The 22,640-nt window shown below is 63.8% G+C and carries 25 protein-coding genes; 7 read left to right on the top strand and 18 right to left on the bottom strand.

Features of this window, described 5'->3' with window-relative positions; translation table 11 throughout:
- Positions 1-26: 26 nt before the first annotated feature.
- The 8 genes from sucD to LK535_RS04490 all read right to left on the bottom strand — a co-directional run bounded on the left by sucD (position 27) and on the right by LK535_RS04490 (position 7,741).
- Positions 27-911, bottom strand: coding sequence for a succinate--CoA ligase subunit alpha (sucD, locus tag LK535_RS04525; RefSeq protein ID WP_227770667.1), 885 nt, complete (start codon positions 909-911; stop codon positions 27-29).
- A gap of 69 nt (positions 912-980) precedes the next feature.
- Entirely contained in the window at positions 981-1,943 is a 963-nt protein-coding gene (mdh, locus tag LK535_RS04520; RefSeq protein WP_227770666.1) for a malate dehydrogenase, read from the bottom strand.
- Positions 1,944-2,072: 129 nt separating this feature from the next.
- Positions 2,073-3,167: a cell division protein ZapE gene (zapE, locus tag LK535_RS04515; RefSeq protein WP_227770665.1), complete on the bottom strand. Its 1,095-nt coding sequence runs from the start codon at positions 3,165-3,167 to the stop codon at positions 2,073-2,075.
- Positions 3,168-3,334: 167 nt separating this feature from the next.
- Positions 3,335-3,793, bottom strand: coding sequence for a PaaI family thioesterase (locus LK535_RS04510; RefSeq protein ID WP_227770664.1), 459 nt, complete (start codon positions 3,791-3,793; stop codon positions 3,335-3,337).
- 103 nt (positions 3,794-3,896) lie between these two features.
- Complete coding sequence (locus tag LK535_RS04505; protein ID WP_294444193.1) at positions 3,897-4,679, bottom strand: succinate dehydrogenase iron-sulfur subunit; 783 nt, start codon at positions 4,677-4,679, stop codon at positions 3,897-3,899.
- Positions 4,680-4,693: 14 nt separating this feature from the next.
- Entirely contained in the window at positions 4,694-6,076 is a 1,383-nt protein-coding gene (gene creD / locus LK535_RS04500) for a cell envelope integrity protein CreD (protein ID WP_227770663.1), read from the bottom strand.
- A gap of 45 nt (positions 6,077-6,121) precedes the next feature.
- Positions 6,122-6,691, bottom strand: a complete 570-nt coding sequence (locus LK535_RS04495; protein WP_227770662.1) for a ClpP family protease — start codon at positions 6,689-6,691, stop codon at positions 6,122-6,124.
- A 72-nt stretch (positions 6,692-6,763) separates the two neighbouring features.
- A complete protein-coding gene (locus LK535_RS04490) occupies positions 6,764-7,741 on the bottom strand; it encodes a C13 family peptidase (RefSeq protein ID WP_227770661.1) in 978 nt (325 codons plus the stop codon).
- Positions 7,742-7,849: 108 nt separating this feature from the next.
- Here LK535_RS04490 and LK535_RS04485 point away from each other — a divergent pair, with 108 nt between their 5' ends.
- Together LK535_RS04485 and LK535_RS04480 are read left to right on the top strand one after the other, a co-directional pair.
- Entirely contained in the window at positions 7,850-8,545 is a 696-nt protein-coding gene (locus LK535_RS04485) for a glutathione binding-like protein (protein WP_227770660.1), read from the top strand.
- Entirely contained in the window at positions 8,542-9,144 is a 603-nt protein-coding gene (locus LK535_RS04480; protein ID WP_227770659.1) for a 2-hydroxychromene-2-carboxylate isomerase, read from the top strand. Before LK535_RS04485 ends, LK535_RS04480 begins: the two co-directional genes overlap by 4 nt.
- On the opposite strand, the gene LK535_RS04475 is transcribed toward LK535_RS04480, so the two are convergent.
- Genes LK535_RS04475 through sdhC form a run of 4 tightly spaced genes read right to left on the bottom strand, consistent with a single transcriptional unit; the run spans position 9,129 to position 13,250 of the window.
- On the bottom strand, positions 9,129-10,637 hold the full coding sequence (locus LK535_RS04475) for a DUF389 domain-containing protein (protein ID WP_227770658.1): 1,509 nt from the start codon (positions 10,635-10,637) through the stop codon (positions 9,129-9,131). The genes LK535_RS04480 and LK535_RS04475 overlap by 16 nt on opposite strands.
- A 5-nt stretch (positions 10,638-10,642) precedes the next feature.
- Complete coding sequence (sdhA, locus tag LK535_RS04470; protein WP_227770657.1) at positions 10,643-12,445, bottom strand: succinate dehydrogenase flavoprotein subunit; 1,803 nt, start codon at positions 12,443-12,445, stop codon at positions 10,643-10,645.
- Complete coding sequence (gene sdhD, locus LK535_RS04465; RefSeq protein ID WP_227770656.1) at positions 12,445-12,825, bottom strand: succinate dehydrogenase, hydrophobic membrane anchor protein; 381 nt, start codon at positions 12,823-12,825, stop codon at positions 12,445-12,447. The genes sdhA and sdhD overlap by 1 nt, the downstream gene beginning before the upstream one ends.
- Entirely contained in the window at positions 12,825-13,250 is a 426-nt protein-coding gene (gene sdhC, locus LK535_RS04460; RefSeq protein WP_227770655.1) for a succinate dehydrogenase, cytochrome b556 subunit, read from the bottom strand. Before sdhC ends, sdhD begins: the two co-directional genes overlap by 1 nt.
- Positions 13,251-13,443: 193 nt before the next feature.
- Here sdhC and LK535_RS04455 point away from each other — a divergent pair, with 193 nt between their 5' ends.
- The 4 genes from LK535_RS04455 to LK535_RS04440 all read left to right on the top strand — a co-directional run bounded on the left by LK535_RS04455 (position 13,444) and on the right by LK535_RS04440 (position 17,951).
- A complete protein-coding gene (locus LK535_RS04455; protein ID WP_227771074.1) occupies positions 13,444-14,787 on the top strand; it encodes a methyl-accepting chemotaxis protein in 1,344 nt (447 codons plus the stop codon).
- Between the two features lie 49 nt (positions 14,788-14,836).
- The gene (locus LK535_RS04450; RefSeq protein WP_227770654.1) at positions 14,837-16,207 is read left to right on the top strand and encodes a methyl-accepting chemotaxis protein; all 1,371 of its coding nucleotides are present in this window, start codon (positions 14,837-14,839) and stop codon (positions 16,205-16,207) included.
- 114 nt (positions 16,208-16,321) lie between these two features.
- The gene (locus tag LK535_RS04445; protein WP_227770653.1) at positions 16,322-17,023 is read left to right on the top strand and encodes an SDR family NAD(P)-dependent oxidoreductase; all 702 of its coding nucleotides are present in this window, start codon (positions 16,322-16,324) and stop codon (positions 17,021-17,023) included.
- Entirely contained in the window at positions 17,013-17,951 is a 939-nt protein-coding gene (locus LK535_RS04440) for a 50S ribosomal protein L11 methyltransferase (protein ID WP_227770652.1), read from the top strand. The genes LK535_RS04445 and LK535_RS04440 overlap by 11 nt, the downstream gene beginning before the upstream one ends.
- Before the next feature lie 27 nt (positions 17,952-17,978).
- Here LK535_RS04440 and phhA read toward each other — a convergent pair whose 3' ends face one another.
- The 5 genes from phhA to LK535_RS04415 form a co-directional block, all read right to left on the bottom strand.
- Positions 17,979-18,854, bottom strand: a complete 876-nt coding sequence (phhA, locus tag LK535_RS04435; protein WP_227770651.1) for a phenylalanine 4-monooxygenase — start codon at positions 18,852-18,854, stop codon at positions 17,979-17,981.
- 159 nt (positions 18,855-19,013) lie between these two features.
- Positions 19,014-20,069 carry a ribonucleotide-diphosphate reductase subunit beta gene (locus LK535_RS04430; protein WP_227770650.1) on the bottom strand — a complete coding sequence of 352 codons (1,056 nt, stop codon included), beginning with the start codon at positions 20,067-20,069 and terminating at the stop codon, positions 19,014-19,016.
- Between the two features lie 3 nt (positions 20,070-20,072).
- Complete coding sequence (locus tag LK535_RS04425; protein ID WP_227770649.1) at positions 20,073-20,336, bottom strand: hypothetical protein; 264 nt, start codon at positions 20,334-20,336, stop codon at positions 20,073-20,075.
- Positions 20,333-20,533, bottom strand: a complete 201-nt coding sequence (locus LK535_RS04420; protein WP_227770648.1) for a hypothetical protein — start codon at positions 20,531-20,533, stop codon at positions 20,333-20,335. The genes LK535_RS04425 and LK535_RS04420 overlap by 4 nt, the downstream gene beginning before the upstream one ends.
- Positions 20,530-20,910: a hypothetical protein gene (locus tag LK535_RS04415; protein WP_415837077.1), complete on the bottom strand. Its 381-nt coding sequence runs from the start codon at positions 20,908-20,910 to the stop codon at positions 20,530-20,532. The genes LK535_RS04420 and LK535_RS04415 overlap by 4 nt, the downstream gene beginning before the upstream one ends.
- A gap of 110 nt (positions 20,911-21,020) precedes the next feature.
- On the opposite strand from LK535_RS04415, the gene LK535_RS04410 reads away from it, so the two are divergent.
- Complete coding sequence (locus LK535_RS04410; RefSeq protein WP_227770647.1) at positions 21,021-21,272, top strand: DUF2171 domain-containing protein; 252 nt, start codon at positions 21,021-21,023, stop codon at positions 21,270-21,272.
- A gap of 481 nt (positions 21,273-21,753) precedes the next feature.
- Here LK535_RS04410 and LK535_RS04405 read toward each other — a convergent pair whose 3' ends face one another.
- Positions 21,754-22,101, bottom strand: coding sequence for an ArsC family reductase (locus LK535_RS04405; protein WP_227770646.1), 348 nt, complete (start codon positions 22,099-22,101; stop codon positions 21,754-21,756).
- Between the last annotated feature and the right edge of the window lie 539 nt (positions 22,102-22,640).

Genomic DNA, 22,640 nt, shown 5'->3' with positions numbered 1-22,640 from the left:
CTCCGTTGAGGAGAGAGGATGTTACCTTACTTGCCCAGGACCGACAGCAGCGTGGAGCCGAGCTCGCTCGGGCTCGCCGCCACCTTGATGCCGGCAGCTTCCATCGCCGCGATCTTGTCCTCGGCGCCGCCCTGGCCGCCCGAGACGATCGCGCCGGCGTGACCCATGCGGCGGCCCGGAGGCGCCGTACGGCCCGCAATGAAGCCGGCCATCGGCTTCTTGCGGCCACGCTTTGCTTCGTCGCGCAGGAACTGGGCTGCTTCTTCCTCTGCGCTGCCGCCGATCTCACCGATCATGATGATGGATTCGGTCGCATCATCGGCCAGGAACAGCTCGAGCACGTCGATGAAGTTCGTGCCGTTGACCGGGTCGCCGCCGATGCCGACCGCGGTGGTCTGACCCAGGCCGGCGTTCGAGGTCTGGAACACTGCCTCATAGGTCAGCGTGCCCGAGCGCGAGACGACGCCGACCGAGCCCTTCTTGAAGATGTTGCCCGGCATGATGCCGATCTTGCACTCGCCGGGCGTCAGCACGCCCGGGCAGTTCGGGCCGATGAGGCGCGACTTGGAGCCCGAGAGCGCACGCTTCACGCGCACCATGTCGAGCACCGGAATACCCTCGGTAATGCACACGATCAGCGGCACTTCGGCGTCGATCGCCTCAAGGATCGAATCCGCGGCGAAGGGCGGCGGGACGTAGATCACGCTAGCATCGGCGCCGGTCTTCTCCACCGCCTCGGCGACGGTGTCGAACAGCGGCAGGCCGAGGTGCGTGCCACCACCCTTGCCCGGGGTAACGCCGGCGACCATCTGCGTGCCGTAATCGAGCGCCGCCTGGGTGTGGAAGCTGCCGGTGTTGCCGGTCATGCCTTGCGTGATGACCTTGGTATTCTTGTCGACGAGAATGCTCATTGGCTCTCCAATCCCTCAACCCGGCGCGCGCTGCCGGATGCCGGCGCGCACCGGGTAATCAATCCGGCGTTACGCCAGGCTCTCGTCGATGCCCTTGCAGGCGACGAGCAGTTCCTTAACCGCGTCAACCGAGACCTGAAGGTTCGCCTTCGCCTCGTCCGACAGCTTCACCTCGACGACCTTCTCGACGCCGCCGGCGCCGATCACGACCGGAACGCCGACGTACAGGTCGTCAACGCCATACTGGCCGGTCAGATGCGCTGCGGCCGGCAGGATGCGCTTCTGGTCATAGAGATAAGCCTCCGCCATCGCGATGCCGCTGGTGGCGGGCGCATAATAGGCCGAGCCGGTCTTCAGCAGCGCGACGATCTCGCCACCGCCGCCGCGCGTGCGCTTGATGATCTCGTCGACCTTCTCCTTGGTGGAGAAGCCCATTTCGATGAGGTCGCTGACCGGGATGCCCGAAACGGTCGAATATTCGAGCACCGGGACCATCGTGTCGCCGTGACCGCCGAGCACGAAAGTGTTCACGTCCTTCACCGACACCTTGAACTCGTCGGCGAGGAAGTGGCTGAAGCGTGCCGAGTCGAGAACGCCCGCCATGCCGACCACCTTGTTGTGCGGCAGGCCGGAGAATTCGCGCAGTGCCCAGACCATCGCGTCGAGCGGGTTGGTGATGCAGATGACAAACGCGTCGGGCGCATTGTCACGAATGCCTTCGCCAACCGCCTTCATCACCTTCAGGTTGATGCCAAGCAGGTCGTCGCGGCTCATGCCCGGCTTGCGGGCGACACCGGCGGTGACGATGATCACGTCGGCGCCAGCAATGTCCTTGTAGTCGTTCGAGCCGATGATCTTGGCGTCGAACCCTTCGACCGGGCCGCACTGCGACAGGTCAAGCGCCTTGCCCTGCGGCACGCCTTCGACCACGTCGAACAGAACGATGTCGCCAAGCCCCTTGAGAGCAGCGAGGTGCGCGAGCGTGCCGCCGATATTGCCGGCGCCGATCAGCGCGATCTTCTTGCGGGCCATCCAATCCCCTTTCCGTAACGTGGGTCGTGATTGGAGAGGTCGGGTACGCCCTTTGAGCGAGCCGCACAAGCCACTAAAGGCAGGCTCGTTCCTTTTTAACGATAACCATTCTCAATAGCAATAGTAAGCTCAGCCGGTCCCGTGGCCCTGTGCCAGATAGTCTTCGGAGCGCATTTCCTCCAGACGGCTGACCGTTCGCTGAAACTCGAACCGCCCATCGCCGGCAGGATATAAGGCCTCAGGTTCTGCATCAGCCGCCGCCAGCAACTTCACCTTATGCTCGTAAAGCGCGTCGATCAGGCTGACGAAACGCGCGGCCTCGTTGCGGTTCTCCGGCCCAAGAACGGGAATGCCGACCAGGATCACGGTATGAAAGCGACGTGCAATCGCGAGATAGTCGGCGCTGCCCCGTGCCTCGCCGCACAGCTTCCTAAAGCTGAACACCGCCACGCCCTTGAGCGACTTCGGCACACGCAGTGCCCGGCCCTGCACCGTGAGTTCTTCGCTGGGGACGTGGTCGCGATCTTCCGGCGGGTAGTCGGTGAGACGGAAGAACGCGGCAGAAAGCTGTGCCGTGGCTTCCGCGCCATTGGGGACCAGCCAAGTGTTCTGCTGTCCGAGGCGATCGCGCCGGTAATCCACCGGCCCATTTAGGGCGAGAACGTCCAGCCGCTCCTGAATGAGTGCGATGAATGGCAGGAAGTGCTCACGGTTCAAGCCGTTCTTGTAAAGGTCGGTTGGCACTCGATTGCTCGTCGTCACCACTGTGACGCCCGCCTCGATCATTGCGGTGAACAGGCGGGACAGGATCATTGCGTCCGGCGAGTTGTTGACGATCATCTCGTCGAACGCGAGCAATCTGGCTTCCTCGGCGAGCGCCGCGGCCACCGGCGGGATGGGATCGCCTTGTTCCTTGCGCCTCTCCGCGGCGATCCGCTCGTGCACCTCCAGCATGAACTCGCCGAAGTGTACGCGGCGTTTCCGATCGACAGAGGCGTTGGCGAAGAACAGGTCCATCAACATGGATTTGCCGCGGCCGACGTCACCCCACATGTAGATGCCGCGCGGCGGGATGACCTTTTTGCGGAAGAACCCGGTCGTCCTCGGATTCTCAAGCTCGAAGGCCAGCGCGTTGAGCCGTGCCGCGGCAGCCGCTTGTTCCGGATCGGCGCGCAACTCGCCCGCGGCAATCAGGGCTTCATAGGCGTTTAAAACTGCGGCCACGACAAACTCCATTGAGGGACCTGATGGTCCCGCCCTCTGACGCGCGTACACCGGCAGCACCGGCCAAGCGTTTAGGGTGGTCAAACCCTAAGACGCCGCTGCGGAAGGCGAGGCCTCACATCGGCAGGCTGTTGGTGCCCAAGAGGGCCGCGGGCGATAAAACCAGGTCAGCGCTTGGTCGGCTTGCGGATCGTGCCGGAAAACTCCGCTACCGGGCCTTCACCTTGCACCACGAGGCCGCGCATGAACAGCAGGCGGCCAGTCTCGCGGAGCAATTCCACGCGTGCCTCCAGCGGCTCGCCGATCGTGCCTGCGCCCATGAAATGAGTGTTGAGGTCGAGGGTGACGGCCGTTCCAGCCGTGATCAGACCAAAGCTGCGCGCGGCGGCGAACAGTGCGACATCGATGAACCCCAGCATCGCGCCGCCATGAACATTGTTGCCCAGGTTCGAATGGCGCCGTTCCGGCAGCATTCGCACGCGGCAAACGCCATCCTCGACGCGGACGACCATATCGCCCAGGAAGGTGTTATACCGATCCGAATTGCGCAGGCCCCAGCGATGCCACCCGGGGTGATCGGGATGTTCCTCATAGAGGAATTCGGGCTTCGGCTCGATATCCGCCACATCAGCTCCGTGGATAGCAGGCGAAGTCGGCGTTAGGGCAGGGCGCTCGCAACCCGTTCCTCGACTTCGTTCGGAACAAGCGGGGAGGGATCGTCGAGTCGCGTCAGAGGACGCGCTCGACTTCCATCTTCTTGATCTCGGCGATTGCCTTCGCCGGGTTCAGCCCCTTGGGGCAGGTGTTCGCGCAGTTCATGATCGTGTGGCAGCGATACAGGCGGAACGGATCCTCCAGGCTGTCGAGCCGCTCGCCGGTCATCTCGTCGCGGCTGTCGGCCAGCCAGCGATAGGCCTGAAGCAGGATCGCCGGGCCGAGGAACTTGTCGGAATTCCACCAATAGCTCGGGCACGAGGTGGAGCAGCAGGCGCACAGGATGCACTCGTACAGGCCGTCGAGCTTCGCGCGGTCCTCCGGCGACTGCAGCCGCTCCTTGCCGGCGGGGGGCGGGGTGACGGTCTTCAGCCACGGCTGGATCGAGGCATATTGCGCGTAGAAGTGCGTGAAGTCGGGGACGAGGTCCTTGATCACGTCCATCGCCGGCAGCGGGGTGATCTTCACCTCGCCCTTCACGTCCTCGATCGCGGTGGTGCAGGCGAGGCCGTTCTTGCCGTCGATGTTCATCGAGCAGGAACCGCAAATGCCCTCACGGCACGAACGGCGGAACGTCAGCGACGAGTCCTGCTCGCTCTTGATCTTGATCAGCGCGTCGAGAACCATCGGGCCGCATTCGTCGAGATTCACCTCGAACGTGTCGTAGCGCGGGTTCTCGCCGCTGTCCGGATCGTAGCGGTAGATCTTGAAGTTGCGCATCGTCCCGCCCGGCTCGGGCGAAGGGATCTTGCGCCCTCCCTTGATCTTGCTGTTCGCCGGCAGGGTGAATTCGGCCATTTTCCGTTCCCGCTTCAGTCGGTTGGTGACTGGGAACGAGGGCCGCTCCAGTCGAGGTTGCGCGTCAGATACATAACACCGGCCAAGGCCGCAAACAGAAGCAGCGATCCGATGAGCAGCGAATATGCCTCCAGGCTCAGCAGCACGTAGAGCAGGGCATAGAGCGCGGCCAGAAGCGCGGCGATATAGCCGCCCCGCCGCCAGCTGCGCAGCACCGCGGCGGAATAGGCCGCCAACAGGGCGATGATCGCGCCCGCCGCGACAATATAGGCGGCGGCAAAGCCGATGACCTCGGCAAAGGCGAGCAGCAGGACGAAGAACAGCACCAGCCCCGCGCCGACCAGCAGATATTCTACCGTTGCCACGCGAACGCCGCCGATCACGTCGAACATCAGGAAGGCGAGGAAGGTGAAGCCGATGAACAGGAAGCCGTATTTCACCGATCGGTTGACCTGGCTGTAGAGATCGACCGGAGAGATAAGATCCACCCGCGCCTCATAGTCGCCGGCCGGAATGGCGGTGATGTAGCGATCCGTCACCTCCGTGCGCGACTCGGGAACGACATCTCCCGATGAGACGAGGCTTCGGCCAAGCGCGAGGTTGCCGACTCGCCACGTGGCGGAGAAACCCTTGTCGCTCACCTGCTGCGCCGTCGGCAGGAAGCCGCCCTGGAAGCTCGGGTGCGGCCATGCCGATGTCACCTGCCACCGTGTGTCGCCCGCCTGGGGCGCGAGCGCGAGCCAACCGTTGCCGCGGAAGCTGTAGCGGAAGCTGACCGTCATCGGCTGGCTCTGGATCGTGCCGGCATCGAGCCAGGTGAAGAAGCCGGAGCCGTTCGTCGCGGGCGTGCCCTTGCCAGGCTGCAACGCCAGCTGGCGGCCATCAGCGGTTACCTCGGGCGGCTTGCCGAACAGCCCGCGCGCATCCTTCAGCCCGAAGCGAAGCTCCGCGCGGTCATAGGCCAGCCGATCCGCCGTGATCCCGAAGCGCGCGAGATCGCTCGGCAGCCTGAACCGGGCGGTGCCGCTGGCCAGTGCCTCGAACAGCACCGCTTCATAGATCGAGCGACGCCGGCGTTCGGGGGTAAGTTCCGTCTTGAGATCGGCCACTTCGGGCGCCAGCGTCAGCTCGCGCCACACCATACTGGTGCGCACCACCTGTCGCCCGCCTTCGTTGACGGTCTCGGTCGTCTCCGCCTGATAGGGAAGGATCAGCACCGGCCCCGCGATCGTCTGCGGCCCGCCCCATCCAGCCGCGATCGAGGCGCGGGCGGTGTTCGACTGCTCCTGCCGATCGTACACGAGCAGGTACACGGCGAAGAGCGGGATCGCGAGCAGCAGGGCGATCAGGATCGCCATGCCGAACTTGCGCCCCGGGGTCGGGCCTTCGATCCTCAAGCAGCACCTCGTTTCGGCTTTTCTGCCACCTTGGTGCCGCAGCCGTCAGATGATGTCGAGGATCAGCCCAAGGTTACGGGCTTCCTCCGCCTCGATATACCAGTTGGACGGCGCCTTGGCGCGAAGTTCGTCGAGCGACACGTTGGTGCCCTCCACCAGCGCCGCGAAGCCCTCGTCCTGGATACGAATCGAATCCTGGATCTCGTTCAGCTTGGCCAGCAGCACCGGCGCCAGCGTGTTGAGCGGGCCGGAGAGCTGCACGGTGGAGTTCATGATGCGCTCGTGGATCATCAGCCGCGTGCCGCGCGTCAGGAAACGCTTGTCGGCCGGGAATGCGGACATGAACGTTGCGCCAGCCGAATATACCGCGACCTTGCCCAGGAACAGCGTCTCACGGCCAGTGTACTCGCGCAGCAGCCGAATAGTGTCCCCCATGGCGCGCGCCATCTCGGGATCACCGCCGAGCGTTGTGATCGACACGACAAGCGGTCCTTCGCCGGTCGCGGCAGCCAGCTGGCCCTTGAAGTTGTTGTACATCGCGTCGTCGACCGTCCCGTGCAGCTGAATCTGCGGGCTGGCGAGCAGCGGATAATTGATGGCGTTGCTGTTGGTCATGGCGCGGCGAACCATGCGCAGGCACGAGGGTTCCGATCAGGCGCGAATATATGTGCCGCGCTCTTCGCCAACTTACCGCCCTGACCCAGACAGTATCGCATTGGCGGGGCGCCCGACAGGTGCGCTCACCACGGCCGGCGCACGCGCATCGAGCGTCGCCAGCCACCGCATCGCCTCTTTTCCGACCGACACTTGCGGTTCCGAAGGGGCCAGGCTCGCCTCGCGCTCCCAGGTGGCGATCGTCTGCGTCGCCTCCGCCGCAGCGGCGACGAGTGGCTGCGGCTTGCGTAGTGCTCGATTGATCAAGGCGTCCCCGAAAAAGGTCCAGTCGTTGTCCGATTGGCAACCGAAGGACGTGCGCTCTGAAGAAGCCGCGGTGATAATCGCCGTCGTGTCGCTCGACAGGATCGGCACGAACACGCCGGCATAGCACGCGCTGATCAGGATCAGGCGATTGCGGATGCCCAACTGCGAAAGTGTGCTCCACATCCGTCGCGGGGAGATAGCGCCAAACCCCTGATCCGCGTCGTTGTAGACTATTCCGAAGCGCGCGCCGTGGCTGGTGAGGTAGAGGATCAGTACGTCTTCAGCTGGGTCCATCAGCTCTGCCACGCGCGCGAGAACCGCATCAAGATTGGCCGGCGAGCCCATCGGGAGCGTGCTCTGGGCGCTTCCATCTGTTCCTGCTAGCACGATAGTCCGACGCTCCGCATCGTAGCGGCGACCAAGGACCTTGCTGGCCTCACGCGCCTCTCGACCGAATACGGGATCGCTATCCAGCGCGGCCGCGACGACATAGGCGTCCACGGTCCCTTTTCGCTGCGGAGCGAGACCGTTGAGGGCGCCGAGCAGCCGACGATGCTCGGCAAGTTGCCAATGTGGCGCACGATCACGCTCGATGGCGCCACCCTGATCCGCCAGGTCGATCAGTCCGGCCTCCCCGGCGCTGGCCACCAGCGGCACAGGACGTGTGTGTTGCGGTGGTTGAAAGGTTTGCGCCGGCGCGGCCCCCGTCAGGCCCGCAAGCAGGATCGTCAGCAGCCTCTTCATGCCCCGCACCCTCCCCGGGGCGCATCACAATCGGCCGGGGCGGACCTGTCAATTGCTTGATTGCGCGATCGCGGCGAGTTTAGCCTGCGCCCAGAGGAGAGGCCCCGCATGATCGATCTCTATTTCGCCGCCACGCCGAACGGCTGGAAGATCACGATCATGCTGGAGGAGTGCGGGCTCCCTTACACCGTCAAGCCAGTGAACATCGGGGCAGGTGAGCAGTTTCGGCCCGAGTTCTTGGCGATCAGTCCCAATAACCGGATCCCGGCTATCATCGATCATGATCCACCGGGTGGGGGAGAGCCGATCAGCGTCTTCGAGACGGGAGCGATCCTGATTTACCTTGCCGAGAAGACCGGTCTTTTTCTTCCGCAGGATCTGCGGGGAAAGATTTCGGTAACCGAGTGGCTAATGTGGCAGATGGCTGGTCTGGGGCCGATGCTTGGGCAGAATGGCCATTTCCTGCTCTACGCCCCGGAGAAGCTGCCCTACGCCATCGATCGTTATGGGCGCGAGGCGGACCGGCTGTACGGCGTTCTCGATCGGCAGTTGGCGTGGACCAACGCGTACGTGGCCGGAGCGCAATATACCATCGCGGACATGGCGTGCTTCCCATGGGTTATCACGCACAAGGCCCAGGGCATCGACATGGGCAAGTTCCCCCATGTGGCACGCTGGTTCGCCGAGGTGCGACAAAGAGCAGCGGTCAAAGCTGGTACCGCCGTGGGTCGCATGGCGCGTCCGGAGGAGATCACGGCCGATGCCAAGCGGGTGATGATGGGGATCGGGGAGAAGCAGGCATGATCGAGTTCTTCTTCGACTGCTCGAGCCCGTGGACTTGGCTCGGCTTCGAAAGCATCCAGCCGCTGGCAGAAGAACTGGGCGTGGAGATCGCTTGGCGACCGATCCTGGTCGGCGGCGTGTTCAATGCGGTGAATGCAAGCGTCTATGAAGGCCGCAAGAACCCCGTTCCCGCCAAGGCCCGCTACACGCAGAAGGACCTTGCGGACTGGGCGCGGCTGCAGGGCCTGACGATCAACTTTCCACCCGCGGTGTTTCCCGTGAACAGCGTCAAGGTGATGCGCGCTTGTTGCTGGCTGGGGCAGGATTGCGTGCCGTTCGCGCGCGCCGCCTTCCAGGCATACTGGACGCAGGATTGTGACATTTCGCAGGATCCGGTGATCGCCGAGGTGGCGGCGCGCGCTGGCCTGGATGCGGACGCGCTGTTCGCCGCCATCGCGGGGGACGGCCCTAAGGTTCAGCTACGCGCCAACACCGACGAGCTGATTGCGCGCGGCGGTTTCGGATCGCCCATTATCTTTGTTGGCGGCGACGACATGTATTTCGGCAATGATCGGATGCCGCTGGTGCGCGCGGCGATCCTGGCTCAGCGATCCGCCTGAGTCTCCAGCCACCCAAGCGTCAGCGTGTCGCCGCGCCGCGTCGCGCCTTCTTCCGCCGCCACCCCGGCGTTCGACAGCCGCTCTAACGCGGTGGCGACGGCCTCGGCCGGGCCGGACACGGTCAGCGCGCGGCCCAGCCGATGCGCGGCCCAGATGGCGTCGTCGAGCGCCTTGGCATCCGGGCCGTCTTCGCCAATCGGCACGGGCGGCAGCGTTCCGTCCGGCGGCGTGAGCTCGATGCTCCAGCCCGGCACCGCGGCCTCGGCGCGCTGTTCGAGTGCGCGATAGGTGGCGAAGCCTGCGCCGGGCAGGGCGGCCGGGCGGGCGGTGGCGCGCTTCAGCACCGGATCGGCGATCACGTTCGATTCCGGCACCCCGACGATCAGGCCAATCCGCTCGGCGACCGCGTTGCGATCGTTGCGCGCGGCTGAGCTGGCGCCCGCGCCGCCCTGCGCTGCGGCGATCTGCGCCGCTTCGCCCGCGCCGCTTTCCATGCCCACCCGAATCTGGTCGACGTGAAGGTCCAGCGGAATGCTCACCGTCCGTTTTGCCAGCGCAACTGCCGCGGCATCCGCCCCCGGCACCACCTTGGATGTCAGCACGATGGCGCGAACCACCGCCGGCTTGCGATCGAAATTGATGTCGAGCTGGCTGATCCGGGCATCGCGTTCGAACGGCTGCAGCACGGCATCGCGGATCTGCCGGCGCGCGAGGCTCTCGACTGCAATCTGCTTCAGCGCCAGGCCGAGCGGGATCGCCAGCGCGGCAAGCCCAACGATGATAAACAAACCCTGCAGCCGTGTCTGCGCCGGGGACAGGTGCGCGCCAAAGCCATAGAGCCGCGCCACCGTCGCCGCAGTCAGTGCGATGGTGATGAGGTTCGTCAGGAACAGCAGCAGCGATCCGCCCAGCACCGTCCAGTTCTGCGTTGCGAGGCCAAAGCCGACCACCGCGAGCGGCGGCATCAACGCGATTGCGATGGCAACGCCGACGACCGTGGTCGAACGCTCGCGGATCAGAGCATAGCCGCCGGCGACCGCAGAGAGCAGCGCGACGAGCAGGTCGAACAGGTTCGGTCGCGTGCGGATCGCGATCTCACTGGTCACCGTCTGGATCGGGGAAACCGCCACGAAGGCCGCCGAGAGCCCGACCGCAATCAGCGAGCCGAGCAGCAAGGCCCAGCCGGCACGCTTGATCTCGTTCAGGTCGAAGGTCGCAATGCCGAAGCCGAGGCCGATGATCGGCATCATCAGCGGCGAGATCAGCATCGCACCGATCAGCACTGCGCTCGACGGCAGCAGCAGGCCGAGGATCGAGATCCCCGCGGAGATCACGATCGCGAACAGATATGCGCCGCTCCAGCCGGATTCGGCGGAGATTTTGGTGATGACGGCTTCGTGGTGGACGTCGCCAACCACGCGCGATCGCCACCAGCGGGCGATCACATGAGCACGTCCGGGGCGCACCGGCGCCCCGGAGAGAGCATCATTCACCGCGATCAGTACACCCGCTTCTTCGGCTTGATGTACTCGGCGTCATCGGTGAGCGTGTAATCGTGCACCGGACGGTAATCGAGCGAGCAGCTGCCGCCCTTGCCGCCCCAGCCATCGAACGTCGCGATGGTGTGCTTCATCCAGTTCACGTCATCGCGCTCCGGATAATCCTCGTGCATGTGCGCGCCGCGGCTTTCTTTGCGGTTCTCCGCGCCGCGCATCGTCACGACCGCCTGGCTGATGAGGTTGTCCAGCTCCAGTGTCTCGACGAGGTCGGTATTCCAGATCAGCGAGCGATCCTTGATCCCGACGTCTTCCATCGACTTGTAGATCGCGTCGATCTTGGTCACGCCCTCGGACAGCAGCTCGCTGTCGCGGAACACCGCGGCGTGGCGCTGCATCGTCTTCTGCATTTCGGCGCGGATCTTCGCCGTGGGCGAGCCGCCGCTTGCGTTGCGGAAGTGGTCGAGCCGCCCGAGCGCCATTTCTTCCGAGCCCTTGGGCAGCGGATTGTGCGGCGTGTTCGGCTTCAGCGTCTCCTTGAGGCGCAGACCGGTCGCGCGGCCGAACACGACAAGGTCAATGAGCGAGTTCGAGCCGAGGCGGTTCGCGCCGTGCACCGACACACAGGCTGCCTCACCAACCGCGAACAGGCCCGGCACAACGGCGTCCGGATCACCGTTCTTCAGCTGGACGACTTCGCCGTGATAGTTCGTCGGGATGCCGCCCATGTTGTAGTGGACCGTCGGCGTGACGGGGAGCGGCTGGCGCGTAAGGTCCACGCCGGCGAAGATCTTGCCCGTCTCGGTGATGCCCGGCAGGCGCTCCGCCAGCACCTTCGGATCGATGTGATCGAGGTGAAGGAAGATGTGGTCCTTGTCCTTGCCGACGCCGCGGCCCTCGCGCATTTCCGCCGCCATCGACCGCGATACGACGTCGCGGCTGGCAAGGTCCTTCGCGCTGGGCGCATAGCGCTCCATGAAGCGCTCGCCCTCGGAATTGGTGAGGTAGCCGCCTTCGCCGCGCGCACCTTCGGTGATGAGGACGCCCGCGCCGTAGATGCCGGTCGGGTGGAACTGCACGAACTCCATGTCCTGCAGCGGCAAGCCGGCACGCAGGGCCATGCCGTTGCCGTCGCCGGTGCAGGTGTGCGCCGAGGTTGCCGACTGGTACACGCGGCCACCGCCGCCCGTTGCCAGCACCACTGCATGGGCACGGAAGCGGTGGATCTGCCCCGTTTCCATGTTCAGCGCGATGACGCCGCGGCACGCCCCGTTCTCCATGATGAGATCGAGTGCGAAATATTCGATGTAGAAGTCCGCGTCATACTTCAGCGACTGCTGGTACAGGGCGTGCAGCATGGCGTGGCCAGTACGGTCGGCGGCGGCGCAGGTGCGCTGCACCGGCGGGCCTTCGCCCATGTTCTGCATGTGCCCGCCGAACGGGCGCTGGTAGATCGTCCCATCCTCGTTGCGGCTGAACGGCACGCCGGCGTGCTCCAGCTCGTACACGGCGGCCGGGGCTTCGCGCACCATATATTCGATCGCGTCCTGGTCGCCGAGCCAGTCGGAACCCTTGACGGTATCGTACATGTGCCAGGACCAGTGATCCGGCGAATTGTTGCCGAGGCTCGCTGCGATGCCGCCCTGCGCCGCCACGGTGTGGCTGCGGGTCGGGAACACCTTGGTGATGCAGGCGGTCTTCAGGCCCGCTTCGGCGATGCCCATCGTGGCGCGGAGGCCCGAGCCGCCGGCGCCGACGACGACCGCGTCATAGGTATGGTCGATGATCTGGTAAGCGGCGGGCATCAATTTGCTCCGAAGGCGATCTTCAGGATCGCGAAGATGGCGGTGCCGGCGATCGCGGCAACGAACAGGTTCAGCACCACCATGGCGGCGACGCGGCGCTCGTGGCGCTGGTAATCCTCGATCACCACCTGAAGGCCGATGCGGAAGTGGTAGAAGACCGAGATGACAAGCAGCATCATCGGAATCGCGACCCAGGCCGACGACATCCACTCGCGCATCGTGCTGAAGTCATAGGCCGGACGGCGGGCGAGCGAGATCATCAGCCAGCTCATCAGCAGGATATTGGATCCCGCCGTGATCTTCTGGTGCCACCAATGGTGCGCGCCTTCATGCGCGCTGCCAAGGCCGCGGACGCGGCCGATCGAGGTTCCCGTACCCATCACTTGGTCCCCACGTAGAGCCAGAAGGCGAGCGTCAGGATGGTCGAGCCGACGAAGGTGAGCCGCGCGAGACGCTGGTTCAGCTTCAGCTCGAAAGCCGCCCCGGTGTCGAGCACCAGATGGCGAATGCCGCTCATCATGTGCTGAAAAAGGCTGAGGGTCAGACCGACGCCGACGATCCAGCCAAGGATGTTGAGCCGCCCGTCAGCAAGCGTGAACACATCGACGAAGGTCGCATAGGCCTGCGCCCCGGACGCCAGCGCGACCAGGAACCAGACCAGCAGCATCGCGCCGACGGTGGCCATGCCGCTGCCGGTGACGCGGTGCAGGATCGACACCGTCATTGCGGCGCTCCATCGATAATGGAGGGCTAGCGGGCCGCTGAAGAGATGCGGACTTCTGGGGCGGACGGGTTTTGTGGCCAAGGCTACGGTTTCCTGCGGTAAGCCGACGGTTTGGCGCGGTCTATGTGACGGGTGGGCCGATGTTGCAAGCGTAGGCCACCTACTGCGAATCGATTGCAGGTGTTCGCCAGTCCCAAATCTAACCGCGGCTTAACCACTCCCCGCTAGAGCCATGCACATTCAATCCCAGGGGGCAGTCACTTTGTCTATCGAGATGCCAGCTGCGGGCGCGGTCGCCCGCACCATCGATCTGGAGGCTCGGCTGCGCGTTTTTGACTTCGACGGTACCATGAGCCGTTCCAGCCGTGACACATGGGAGCTGATTGAACCCGAGATACGGTTGATAAGTGAGGCTTATTGGCAGCAATGGCAGCGTTGCTTCGACAATGGACGTGTGTGGGCCGCGCACGAAACAGCGAAGATGATCGACCTGGGGTGCGAATTCCTGCGCAACCGGTTCCTTGAAACAAGGGGCAGGGCCTGGATCGAATCAATCGAGCGCTCCGTTGCCGCGGCTTACGAGGCGCAGGTGTCTCCCCTCGCGCTGCTGTCGATGATCAGTGCTAGCGACCGTGCTGCCCTTGGCGTCCTCATGAACCGCTGTGGTGCTTCCGACCCCCGGCTCCCCGTCATGATCGACACGCTGATGCGGTTGTCAGCGCTGGAGGGGGAGATCACGGGTGCGATCTTCAACGAATATCGGCTGTACAGCGCCCAGGTTGCGCGAGATCGGCTCGCGGCGGATTTCCGCGTCGGGATCGCGGCCACAGCGGAGGACGCGACGGTCGAAGGGGCAGAGTTGCGCGCCCAGGCTTCCAGCGCCTCGCATTCCGCACGCGGCGTTTTGGGCAAGGCGAGCGAGGTGGCGGCTGCCGCCGAACAGTCAGCACTCGCCATGCGGGATGCCGCAGGCACGGCGGCCGGCCTGATCAGCGCAATCGAGGAGGCTCGCGTGCAAGTGGAGGCCGCGGCAGAAATCGCCACCCGCGCGGCTGATCAGGCGGATCAGGCAGTGGGCGTCAGCGAGGCGCTCAGTGACCATGCCAAGTCGATCGAGTCGATCCTGGGCCTGATCAGGGAGATTGCTGGGCAGACCAACCTGCTCGCGTTGAACGCGACAATAGAGGCTGCCAGGGCAGGGGATGCGGGACGCGGCTTTGCGGTTGTCGCGCAGGAGGTGAAGAGCCTCGCGAACCAGACTGCCCGAGCGACGGACGACATCGCCGCCAAGATCAGGTCAATTCAGGTCGCGACTCGCGTCACGGTAGAAGCAAACGCAGGCATTCGCACCACCATCAGTGATGTCCAAGCCTCCGCCACGCGCATCCGCAGCGCGATGGAGGTCCAGGCGAAAACAGTCACCGCCATCACTGCGGCAGTCGATGAAACGGCGTTGGCTGCTGATTCCATGTCCGGCACCATCGCTTCCATTCATGCTGACACCGATGCTGTTGCGATCGAGATCGACGCGCTCGGCGCCGGCTTTGATCGCCTCGCCGGACGACTCGGCGCGCTGAGTGGTAGCGCGGGCGACTTCGCGGCGCGTGTGGCTGCCTGAACGATAAAGAATGAGCGCTCCGTCAACGGGGCGCGGGAGGGGGAATCAAATGACGGATAGCGGCTCTTCCGGGGCAGCCGGGCGAAGCTATGCCAGCCGATCAATTGCCGCGCACGTCCGCGACTATGACTGGGACGGCGACATGGCGCCGGCTGCTCTCGAGATTGCTGCGTTGCTCACGCCGGATGCCTGTGATCAGATCTCGCGGGAGTTTTGGGCCCATTATCTCAACGGACCAGCCGCCCGGCACTTGGGCATGGCGGATGATCTTGCGTGGCTGGAACGGCAACATGCGCGCAGCGCTCGCTACATCCGCATGAAATATGCCGCCCCGTTCGACGAGGCATGGCGGGTGGCAGCCACCAAACATGCCGATGTCTCGTGCGAGTCGGGCGTTCCGTTAGCCGCTCTGCTGGCCTCATTGGCGTTCGCCCATGCGCGGACGCTAACCGTAATCGAAGAACGCGTTTCAGGCGATACCGCCCTATTGCGCCGGTTCGCGGACATCGTTCAGCGCCTCGCGCTGATCGAAGCGGATGTGATGGCGTCGCATCTCGCGCGCACCGACCAGCATCGGATTGCAGAAGAGCGTGGCGCGCACGCACATTCCTTTCATCAACATATCGCTGGCGCAATCGATGGTGCCGCCTCGCTGGGAGAGCGTGTGCGCGCGCAGGCCAGCGAGGCCGCCTTGTCGGCAAGCGCGATGATCGGGCGGGGCGCGGAGGTCGCCGCAGCGGCGGAGCAATCTGCGTTGGCGATGCGTGACGCTGCCTCCACAGCTGCCGGATTGATCCGTGCGATCGAGGACGCACGCGTCGAAGTGGAGGCTGCTGCCGAGATTGCAACGCGCGCGGCCACCCAGGCCGATCGCGCAGTTGGTGTGAGCGAGGCGTTGAGCGAGCATGCCAAATCGATCGAGTCGATCCTGGCGTTGATCCGAAACATCGCTGGCCAGACCAATCTTCTGGCATTGAACGCCACCATTGAGGCCGCACGCGCGGGCGAGGCCGGGCGCGGTTTCGCAGTGGTCGCACAGGAGGTGAAAAGCCTCGCCAGCCAGACTGCACGCGCCACCGATGATATTGCCGCGCAGATTACAGCCATCCAGAACGCGACGCGTGTCACCGTTGACGCAAATGCTGGCATTCGGACCACCATTGGCGACGTGCAGCAATCCGCCACGCGGATCCGTCATGCAATGGAGCTGCAGGCGCAGACCGTCACTGCCATCACCGCCGCCGTGGATGAGACCGCGCTCGCGGCGGACGCCACCGCGGGGAACATGGCAACGATCATGCAGGAAGGTCAGGCATTCGCTCGCGACTTCGAGCTGCTGGGCTCCGAGTTCGCCGCCATCGATGATCGATTGGCAGCCCTGCGCCATGCTGCAGTGGATTTCAGTGCGAAGATGGCATGATGAGAGCCGCTTCGATGCGCCCACGCCGCTGTTCGTGCGTGGCGGCGTATAATGCACAGGGCTCGCCGCACCATGTGAATTGAGCACGGCCATCGCTCCTTCTATGGCGAGGTCATGACGAACATCCTTCTCACCGGCGCATCCCGCGGCATCGGCGCAGCGATCATGACGACCCTGTCGCCGACAACGTCCATTGTTGGCCAGGCAACTCGCGCAATCGATGGGCTCATTCCCGCTGATCTCGATCAGCCCGGTGCCGCCCAGGCGCTCTGGCATGCCGCGATGGAACGCCTCGGCAGCATCGACGTGCTGATCAACAACGCGGGTGTGTTCGAAGCAAACCCGATCGACAGCAACGACGAAGACTGGCTGGCCGGGTGGGAGCGCACCATGCGGATCAATCTTACCGCCTCTGCCGAATTGTGTCGGCTGGCCGTGCGCCACTGGCAGTCACGCGGGGTGCCCGGCCGAATCGTCAACGTCGCCAGCCGCGCCGCATATCGCGGGGACAGCCCGGCGCACTGGCATTACGCCGCGTCCAAGTCGGGCATGGTCGCCATGACCAAGACGATTGCGCGCGCTTATGCGAAGGACGAAATCCTGGCCTTCGCCATTTGTCCGGGCTTCACGATGACCGGCATGGCGGATGAGTATCTGGCCAGCCGCGGCGGCGACAAATTGTTGGCCGACATTCCACTCGGCAGGGTGGCAATGCCGGAAGAAGTTGCCGAAATGGCACGTTGGTTGGCACTTGAAGCGCCCGCTTCCATGACCGGAGCTGTGCTTGACGTGAATGGAGCCAGCTATGTCCGCTGACAGCTGGCGGGTCACCTTGCCGTGTACGCGTGCGGAAGCGGAGGCGATCGATGCTGCGGATGATCTGGCGATCGACGCGGTGCTGATGACCACCGAGGAAGTGGAAGACGATGTCGAGCGTTGGCGTCTCGACGCCTATATGGAGAGTGAGCCGGACGAGGAGATGCTTTCTGCACTCCATGCTCTCGTTCCTAGCTCGAGCGGCACGGCCGCGGTCGTCACCGCGCTGAGCCCCCAGGACTGGGTGGCGATGTCACAGGAAGGGTTGGAGCCGATCCGGGAGGGCCGCTTCGTTGTTCATACAAGCGCACATCCAACTGCTCCACCGAATGGCGGTAGAGCGCTGTTGATCGATGCCGGGCGGGCGTTCGGCACTGGCCACCATGCGACCACCAGTGGCTGCCTGGCCATGCTGGACCGCTTGGCAGACCGTCACTTCAACAACGTCATTGACGTGGGCACCGGCACGGGCGTGCTTGCCTTCGCCGCCGGCCATTTGTGGCCTGGCGCTGCGATCATCGCGACCGATATTGATCCGGCCGCGGTTGAGGTCACGGCAGAGAACGCCGTCGCGAATGGCATCGAAGGGGTGCAACTCGTCGTCGCTGACGGCGCCTTGAGTGAGGCTATCACCAATGGCGCCCCCTATGATCTGGTCATTGCGAACATTCTTGCAGGGCCGCTGGTGTCAATGGCGCCGGAGCTGGCCGCGATCGCCGATGCGAATGCCACCATTGTCCTTGCGGGTCTGCTGGAGACGCAGCGCGAAAAGGTTGTGGAGGCGTTCGGCGCTTGCGGATGCTCGCTGGCAGAGATCGATCGCCGCGGGGACTGGACGGTTCTGCGTCTCACGGCCGGCGCTGAGCGCTTCGTGCCGCAAAGCCCGCCAGACCCGAAGGGACGAGACGGCTGGGCGCTCGATATCTAAACGCCCAGGGTGCGCTCGATTCAGGATTTAGCCGAGCGCACCTGGTCTGGACGCCGCATATTGCTGCGTGCCGCGCGTAATTACCTCGTCTTCGCTGACAATCTCGGCGACGGCGATCTCGGGCTGCTGCTTCAGCGCCTCATACAAAGGCGCGAAGTCGGTCTCGACAGTCGCACGCAGCAACTCATCGAAGCTGGGGATGACGAAGTAATTCTGTTGAAAGTCGTCGATCCGATAGGCAGTTCGCATCACGCGCGCGATATCGAACTTCAGTCGATGCGGAGACGCATCCTCGAGCGCGAAGCGGCTTTCGGCATAACTTGAAACGATACCTGATCCATAGATCCGCAAACCTTCCGGCTCTGCGATCAGACCAAACTCAACCGTGTACCAATAAAGGCGGCCCAAATACTTCAGCGCATCGTGTTCCATCGCGCGAAGGCCGCCGCGACCGTAAGCCTCCAGGTAGTCGGCGAAGACCGGGTCGGCGAGCATCGGCACATGGCCGAACACGTCATGAAAGACGTCGGGTTCCTGCAGGTAGTCGAGCTGATCGGGTCGCCGGATGAAGTTGCCAGCGACGAACCGCCGGTTTGCCATATGTTCGAAGAATACATCATCGGGAACGAGGCCCGGCACCGCAACGACCTGCCAGCCAGTGAGCGCCATCAACCGATCAGACAATTCGGCGAAATCCGGAATTCCCGGCTTCGATAGCTTCAGGACATCAAGCCCACGTAACCATGCATTGGAAGCACGGCCGGGCAGCAGCTTCGCCTGTCGCGCGAAAAGCGTGTCCCAAGTGGCATGTTCCTCCGCCGTATAATGTGCCCAGTCCTGCGGGATCGTCCAGTCGGCAGCGGCGCCGGGCGGCGGGACAGTGGCATTGGATGCGTCAGCCATGGATCGGACATAGCACGGGCGAGCCGGGCTTCAAGATAGTAACCTTTGTAACTAGCTCCGTTCCAGGCCGCAATTTGGCGACAGGCTGCTCATCACCCTGTCGCCGCAAATTGCCGTCACCGTCCCCGGCAGTGTTCGGGGCGGCGAAGTCTCACGATCTTATTCCGCCGCGACGCCGGCGCGCGAGAACATGTCACCTTCGTCACCGGCATCCTCGTTGGCGGGGCGTGCGCCCTTCGCCTTCTGGCGCTTGTCAAAGGAATCCCACACATCGCTCCACTGGCCCTTGGTGGCGGCCTTGGAATATTCCGTCGCGCGGGTTTCGAAGAAGTTCGCATGCTCCACGCCGTTCAGCAGCGGGGTGAGCCACGGAATGGGGTGTTCGTCGATCATGTAGATCGGCTTCAGCCCCAACTGCCCCAACCGCCAGTCGGCGATGTAGCGAATGTACTTCTTGATGTCCTTGGGCGTCATGCCGTTCACCGGGCCCATCTCGAACGCGAGATCGATGAACGCATCTTCCAGCCGGATCGTCGTCTGGCACTGGTCGGCGATATCGTCCTTCACCGCCTTGGTCAGGCAGTTGCGTTCCTTCACGAACGCGTGGAACAGCTTGATGATGCCTTCGCAGTGAAGGCTTTCGTCACGCACCGACCAGCTGACGATCTGGCCCATGCCCTTCATCTTGTTGAAGCGCGGGAAGTTCATCAGCATTGCGAAGCTGGCGAACAACTGCACGCCCTCGGTGAAGCCGCCGAACATCGCCAGCGTGCGGGCGATATCCTCGTCATTATCGACGCCGAACTGCTGCAGATAATCGTGCTTGTCCTTCAGCTCGGCATATTCGAGGAACGCGCCATATTCGCTTTCCGGCATGCCGATCGTGTCGAGCAGGTGGCTGTATGCCGCGATATGCACCGTCTCCATGTTGCTGAACGCGGTCAGCATCATCTTGACCTCGGTGGGCTTGAACACGCGGCCGTACTTTTCGTGGTAGCAATCCTGCACCTCGACGTCCGCCTGAGTAAAGAAGCGGAAGATCTGGGTCAGCAGATTGCGCTCGTGATCGGTCAGCTTCTGCGCCCAGTCACGGCAATCCTCCCCCAGCGGTACCTCTTCCGGGAGCCAGTGGAGCTGCTGCTGACGCTTCCAGTATTCGAACGCCCAGGGGTATTCGAACGGCTTGTACTGCTTGGATGCTTGGAGGAGGGGCATGGATTACTCCGACAGAAGCGAGACTGACACTGCGGTAAAGCAGGGCGGGAACAATGCGCCCGGGACGACAGCCGTCCAGGCGTGAAAACGGGCGAAATGGCGGTCGGTCGCGGTGCGTGCCGATAAGGCCACGCTGCCGATACGGAAGATCACGATCTCCGCGGCCTGTGGGTCGCTGTACCACGAACCAGCACGCAAAGTCCAAAGGCCAAGTGCCAGTGACACCGGTGCGACGGCAGCCAGGAAAAGCAAAGTAGCGACACTCATCCTTCCACGCTCCACTGCCACATGGCCGTTGCGCTCATCGCCAGCACGACGCCGCCGGCGAGAGCCATGATCCCGATCATGCGGAAAGCGTAGACCTGCCCCTCGCTGCGTGGGCGGGCGAGCGCGAGCAAGAGGCCGGCGCCCGTTACCGCAAAAACCAGGGCCACAAGGTACATGGCCATGATCTGCCAGCTCATCGGCCAGCCCGCCGCGTCACATAGACGGTCCGCGTTTTGCGGGCACCTACGCCAAGGAAGACCACGCCGATGAAATAGCCGAAATCATACCAGCCGCCGTTGTTCGGCACTGCATAGATCGCGACATCCGGCATGAAGAGGCTGAGTACCCACGCCACCGGGAAGATGAAGCCGTGCCACAGTCCCAGCAGAAACCCTGGCGTAGCATCGGCGTGGTTGACGGCAGAGGGCACCTGCTTTGCGCATGCGGCAAGAAGGAGGGCAGGGGACAGCAGCGCCAGCGTGCGACCGGCGCAAACCGCCGTAGCCGACAGCCGGCGCAACAAGTCGCCCCCGCAAGCGCCGACACTGGCCCGGTGTCCGAGCGAGAAGGGCATGACGCGCTCGTCATAAGGGGTTGGCCCGCACTCCGTCCTCACGACAGGTCTCCCCGTGCATCCATTCCGGCCATGTGTCGTTCTCTTGCCGACCCCCAAGGAGGCTCAGCATGCACGACCATAGCAACATCAAGGAACATATGACCGTCATCGGCGCAGATGGCGTCCACGTCGGTACGGTGGACCATGTCGATGGCGAGCGAATCAAGCTGACGAAGGAGGACAGTCCGTCCACGCAGGATGGACAGGGCGCCAAGCACCATTACCTTCCCGCTGGCCTTGTGGCTGGCATCGAAGGCGACACCGTCCGCCTCAGCACCACGGCGCAAAACGCTATCGACATGTTTGAAGAAGCCGAATGATCGACCACCAGCTTCCCACCGGGAAGCGGGGCCAGTCGAACGACGCCTGATTGCACGGACAGTGCCGGTTCGCCGGCGCTGTCCGTCTTCGTTCCGGTAGCGAGCGTCGGCATCCTTCACCTCGATGACCGCCGACGGGGCGCATCGGCTTTTCGTCCGTTCCATCCGCTCGCTCCCACCAGCATGACCGTTCCGGCATCACCCCTCCCTGAGCCTGATTCAGGGTCGTAAAGCCATGCTCAGAATAGCGCAGACTGAAGGAGCGCACTACGCCCAATATCGAATATATAGATATTGTACATCGTGATGCCCCCATATCTTGTATGTTCTTGACAAAAGCGCCAATCCCGGCAATCCGCGGTTGTTCCGGTAATGTTCCGCACCGCGCCGTCGCTGTCAAGACGCTGCGACGACCGTAAGAAGGGCCGCCACCAGGCGGCCAGCCTTCGACCGATCGAACCGAGACGCGGGTTTGATCGAATCAATCGAACAATTGTGCGTAGCGCTCAGGGGAAAACCCCCCCTCGATCACGCCGCCATGTTCAAGCAGCGGGCGCTTGATGGCTGATGGATGCGCCTGCATGATCGCCAGCGCTCGGTCCCGATCGAGCCCGGAGCGTTCGGCCTCCGGTAACTTGCGGAACGTGGTGCCCTGGCGATTGAGCACCTTTTCCCACCCCAAGCGGTCAATGGCACGGCCGAGCATGGCGGCGTCGACACCCTGCTTTTTATAATCGTGGAAGCGATAGGTGACGCCCTGCGCTTCCAGCCAGGCGCGCGCCTTCCGGACAGTATCACAAGCGGGAATGCCGTAGAGGATGGCGGTCACTGAAATCTCCGCGTGGTTGTGCATGGTCGCGGGATAGCGGGTTGTGATTGGTAAGCCAGTCAGTGGGGACGTCTCCCGCCGGCATGGCAGGCTCTCGATCGAGACCGCGCCCATTCCGGCGGCTCATGCAACGCGTCTCAATGGGCGAACGCGAGCGACCAAGAAGCTGCTCAGCGTGAGTGATTGGGAAAGCGCAGGAAAGGCACCGCTTTTTTCCGCATTAAGGCTTACGAACCGATCGGCCGTTGTGGGTATCCCGTGACCCCACTTTGCACCACTTACCAGCGCTCTTCGAACAACCGATAGGTTAGGCTTCGTATGTGGCTCAACATGTTGGGGGAAAGAATGCCTGTTTCTGACCGAGGGAGCCAACGGGAGAGAGGCAGGCCGTGCAGCCGGTCGGAGCGAAGTTCCCGCGGCGTCGCCGGGCGCGGACGTGCAAACGGTCGGGTTCTCGCCCGGCTTCTCTCCGGCATGGCGCTGACGGTAAGCCCGGGCGTTGCCTCGGGATGTGCGGAACGAGAAGGTCCAAGCGGGCA

Origin of the sequence: Sphingomonas sp. IC4-52, assembly GCF_020707225.1 — a bacterium.
GTDB lineage: Bacteria > Pseudomonadota > Alphaproteobacteria > Sphingomonadales > Sphingomonadaceae > Sphingomonas.
This window is presented reverse-complemented; position numbering and strand designations above follow the sequence as displayed.

Bases quoted from the DNA above. Each gene is read 5' to 3' on its own strand.
- sucD (WP_227770667.1), bottom strand. From the start codon at position 911: ATGAGCATTCTCGTCGACAAGAATACCAAGGTCATCACGCAAGGCATG.
- mdh (WP_227770666.1), bottom strand. From the start codon at position 1,943: ATGGCCCGCAAGAAGATCGCGCTGATCGGCGCCGGCAATATCGGCGGC.
- LK535_RS04505 (WP_294444193.1), bottom strand. From the start codon at position 4,679: ATGGCCGAATTCACCCTGCCGGCGAACAGCAAGATCAAGGGAGGGCGC.
- LK535_RS04495 (WP_227770662.1), bottom strand. From the start codon at position 6,691: ATGACCAACAGCAACGCCATCAATTATCCGCTGCTCGCCAGCCCGCAG.
- LK535_RS04490 (WP_227770661.1), bottom strand. From the start codon at position 7,741: ATGAAGAGGCTGCTGACGATCCTGCTTGCGGGCCTGACGGGGGCCGCG.
- LK535_RS04485 (WP_227770660.1), top strand. From the start codon at position 7,850: ATGATCGATCTCTATTTCGCCGCCACGCCGAACGGCTGGAAGATCACG.
- LK535_RS04480 (WP_227770659.1), top strand. From the start codon at position 8,542: ATGATCGAGTTCTTCTTCGACTGCTCGAGCCCGTGGACTTGGCTCGGC.
- sdhA (WP_227770657.1), bottom strand. From the start codon at position 12,445: ATGCCCGCCGCTTACCAGATCATCGACCATACCTATGACGCGGTCGTC.
- sdhD (WP_227770656.1), bottom strand. From the start codon at position 12,825: ATGGGTACGGGAACCTCGATCGGCCGCGTCCGCGGCCTTGGCAGCGCG.
- LK535_RS04455 (WP_227771074.1), top strand. From the start codon at position 13,444: ATGCCAGCTGCGGGCGCGGTCGCCCGCACCATCGATCTGGAGGCTCGG.
- LK535_RS04450 (WP_227770654.1), top strand. From the start codon at position 14,837: ATGACGGATAGCGGCTCTTCCGGGGCAGCCGGGCGAAGCTATGCCAGC.
- LK535_RS04445 (WP_227770653.1), top strand. From the start codon at position 16,322: ATGACGAACATCCTTCTCACCGGCGCATCCCGCGGCATCGGCGCAGCG.
- LK535_RS04440 (WP_227770652.1), top strand. From the start codon at position 17,013: ATGTCCGCTGACAGCTGGCGGGTCACCTTGCCGTGTACGCGTGCGGAA.
- phhA (WP_227770651.1), bottom strand. From the start codon at position 18,854: ATGGCTGACGCATCCAATGCCACTGTCCCGCCGCCCGGCGCCGCTGCC.
- LK535_RS04430 (WP_227770650.1), bottom strand. From the start codon at position 20,069: ATGCCCCTCCTCCAAGCATCCAAGCAGTACAAGCCGTTCGAATACCCC.
- LK535_RS04425 (WP_227770649.1), bottom strand. From the start codon at position 20,336: ATGAGTGTCGCTACTTTGCTTTTCCTGGCTGCCGTCGCACCGGTGTCA.
- LK535_RS04420 (WP_227770648.1), bottom strand. From the start codon at position 20,533: ATGAGCTGGCAGATCATGGCCATGTACCTTGTGGCCCTGGTTTTTGCG.
- LK535_RS04415 (WP_415837077.1), bottom strand. From the start codon at position 20,910: ATGCCCTTCTCGCTCGGACACCGGGCCAGTGTCGGCGCTTGCGGGGGC.
- LK535_RS04410 (WP_227770647.1), top strand. From the start codon at position 21,021: ATGCACGACCATAGCAACATCAAGGAACATATGACCGTCATCGGCGCA.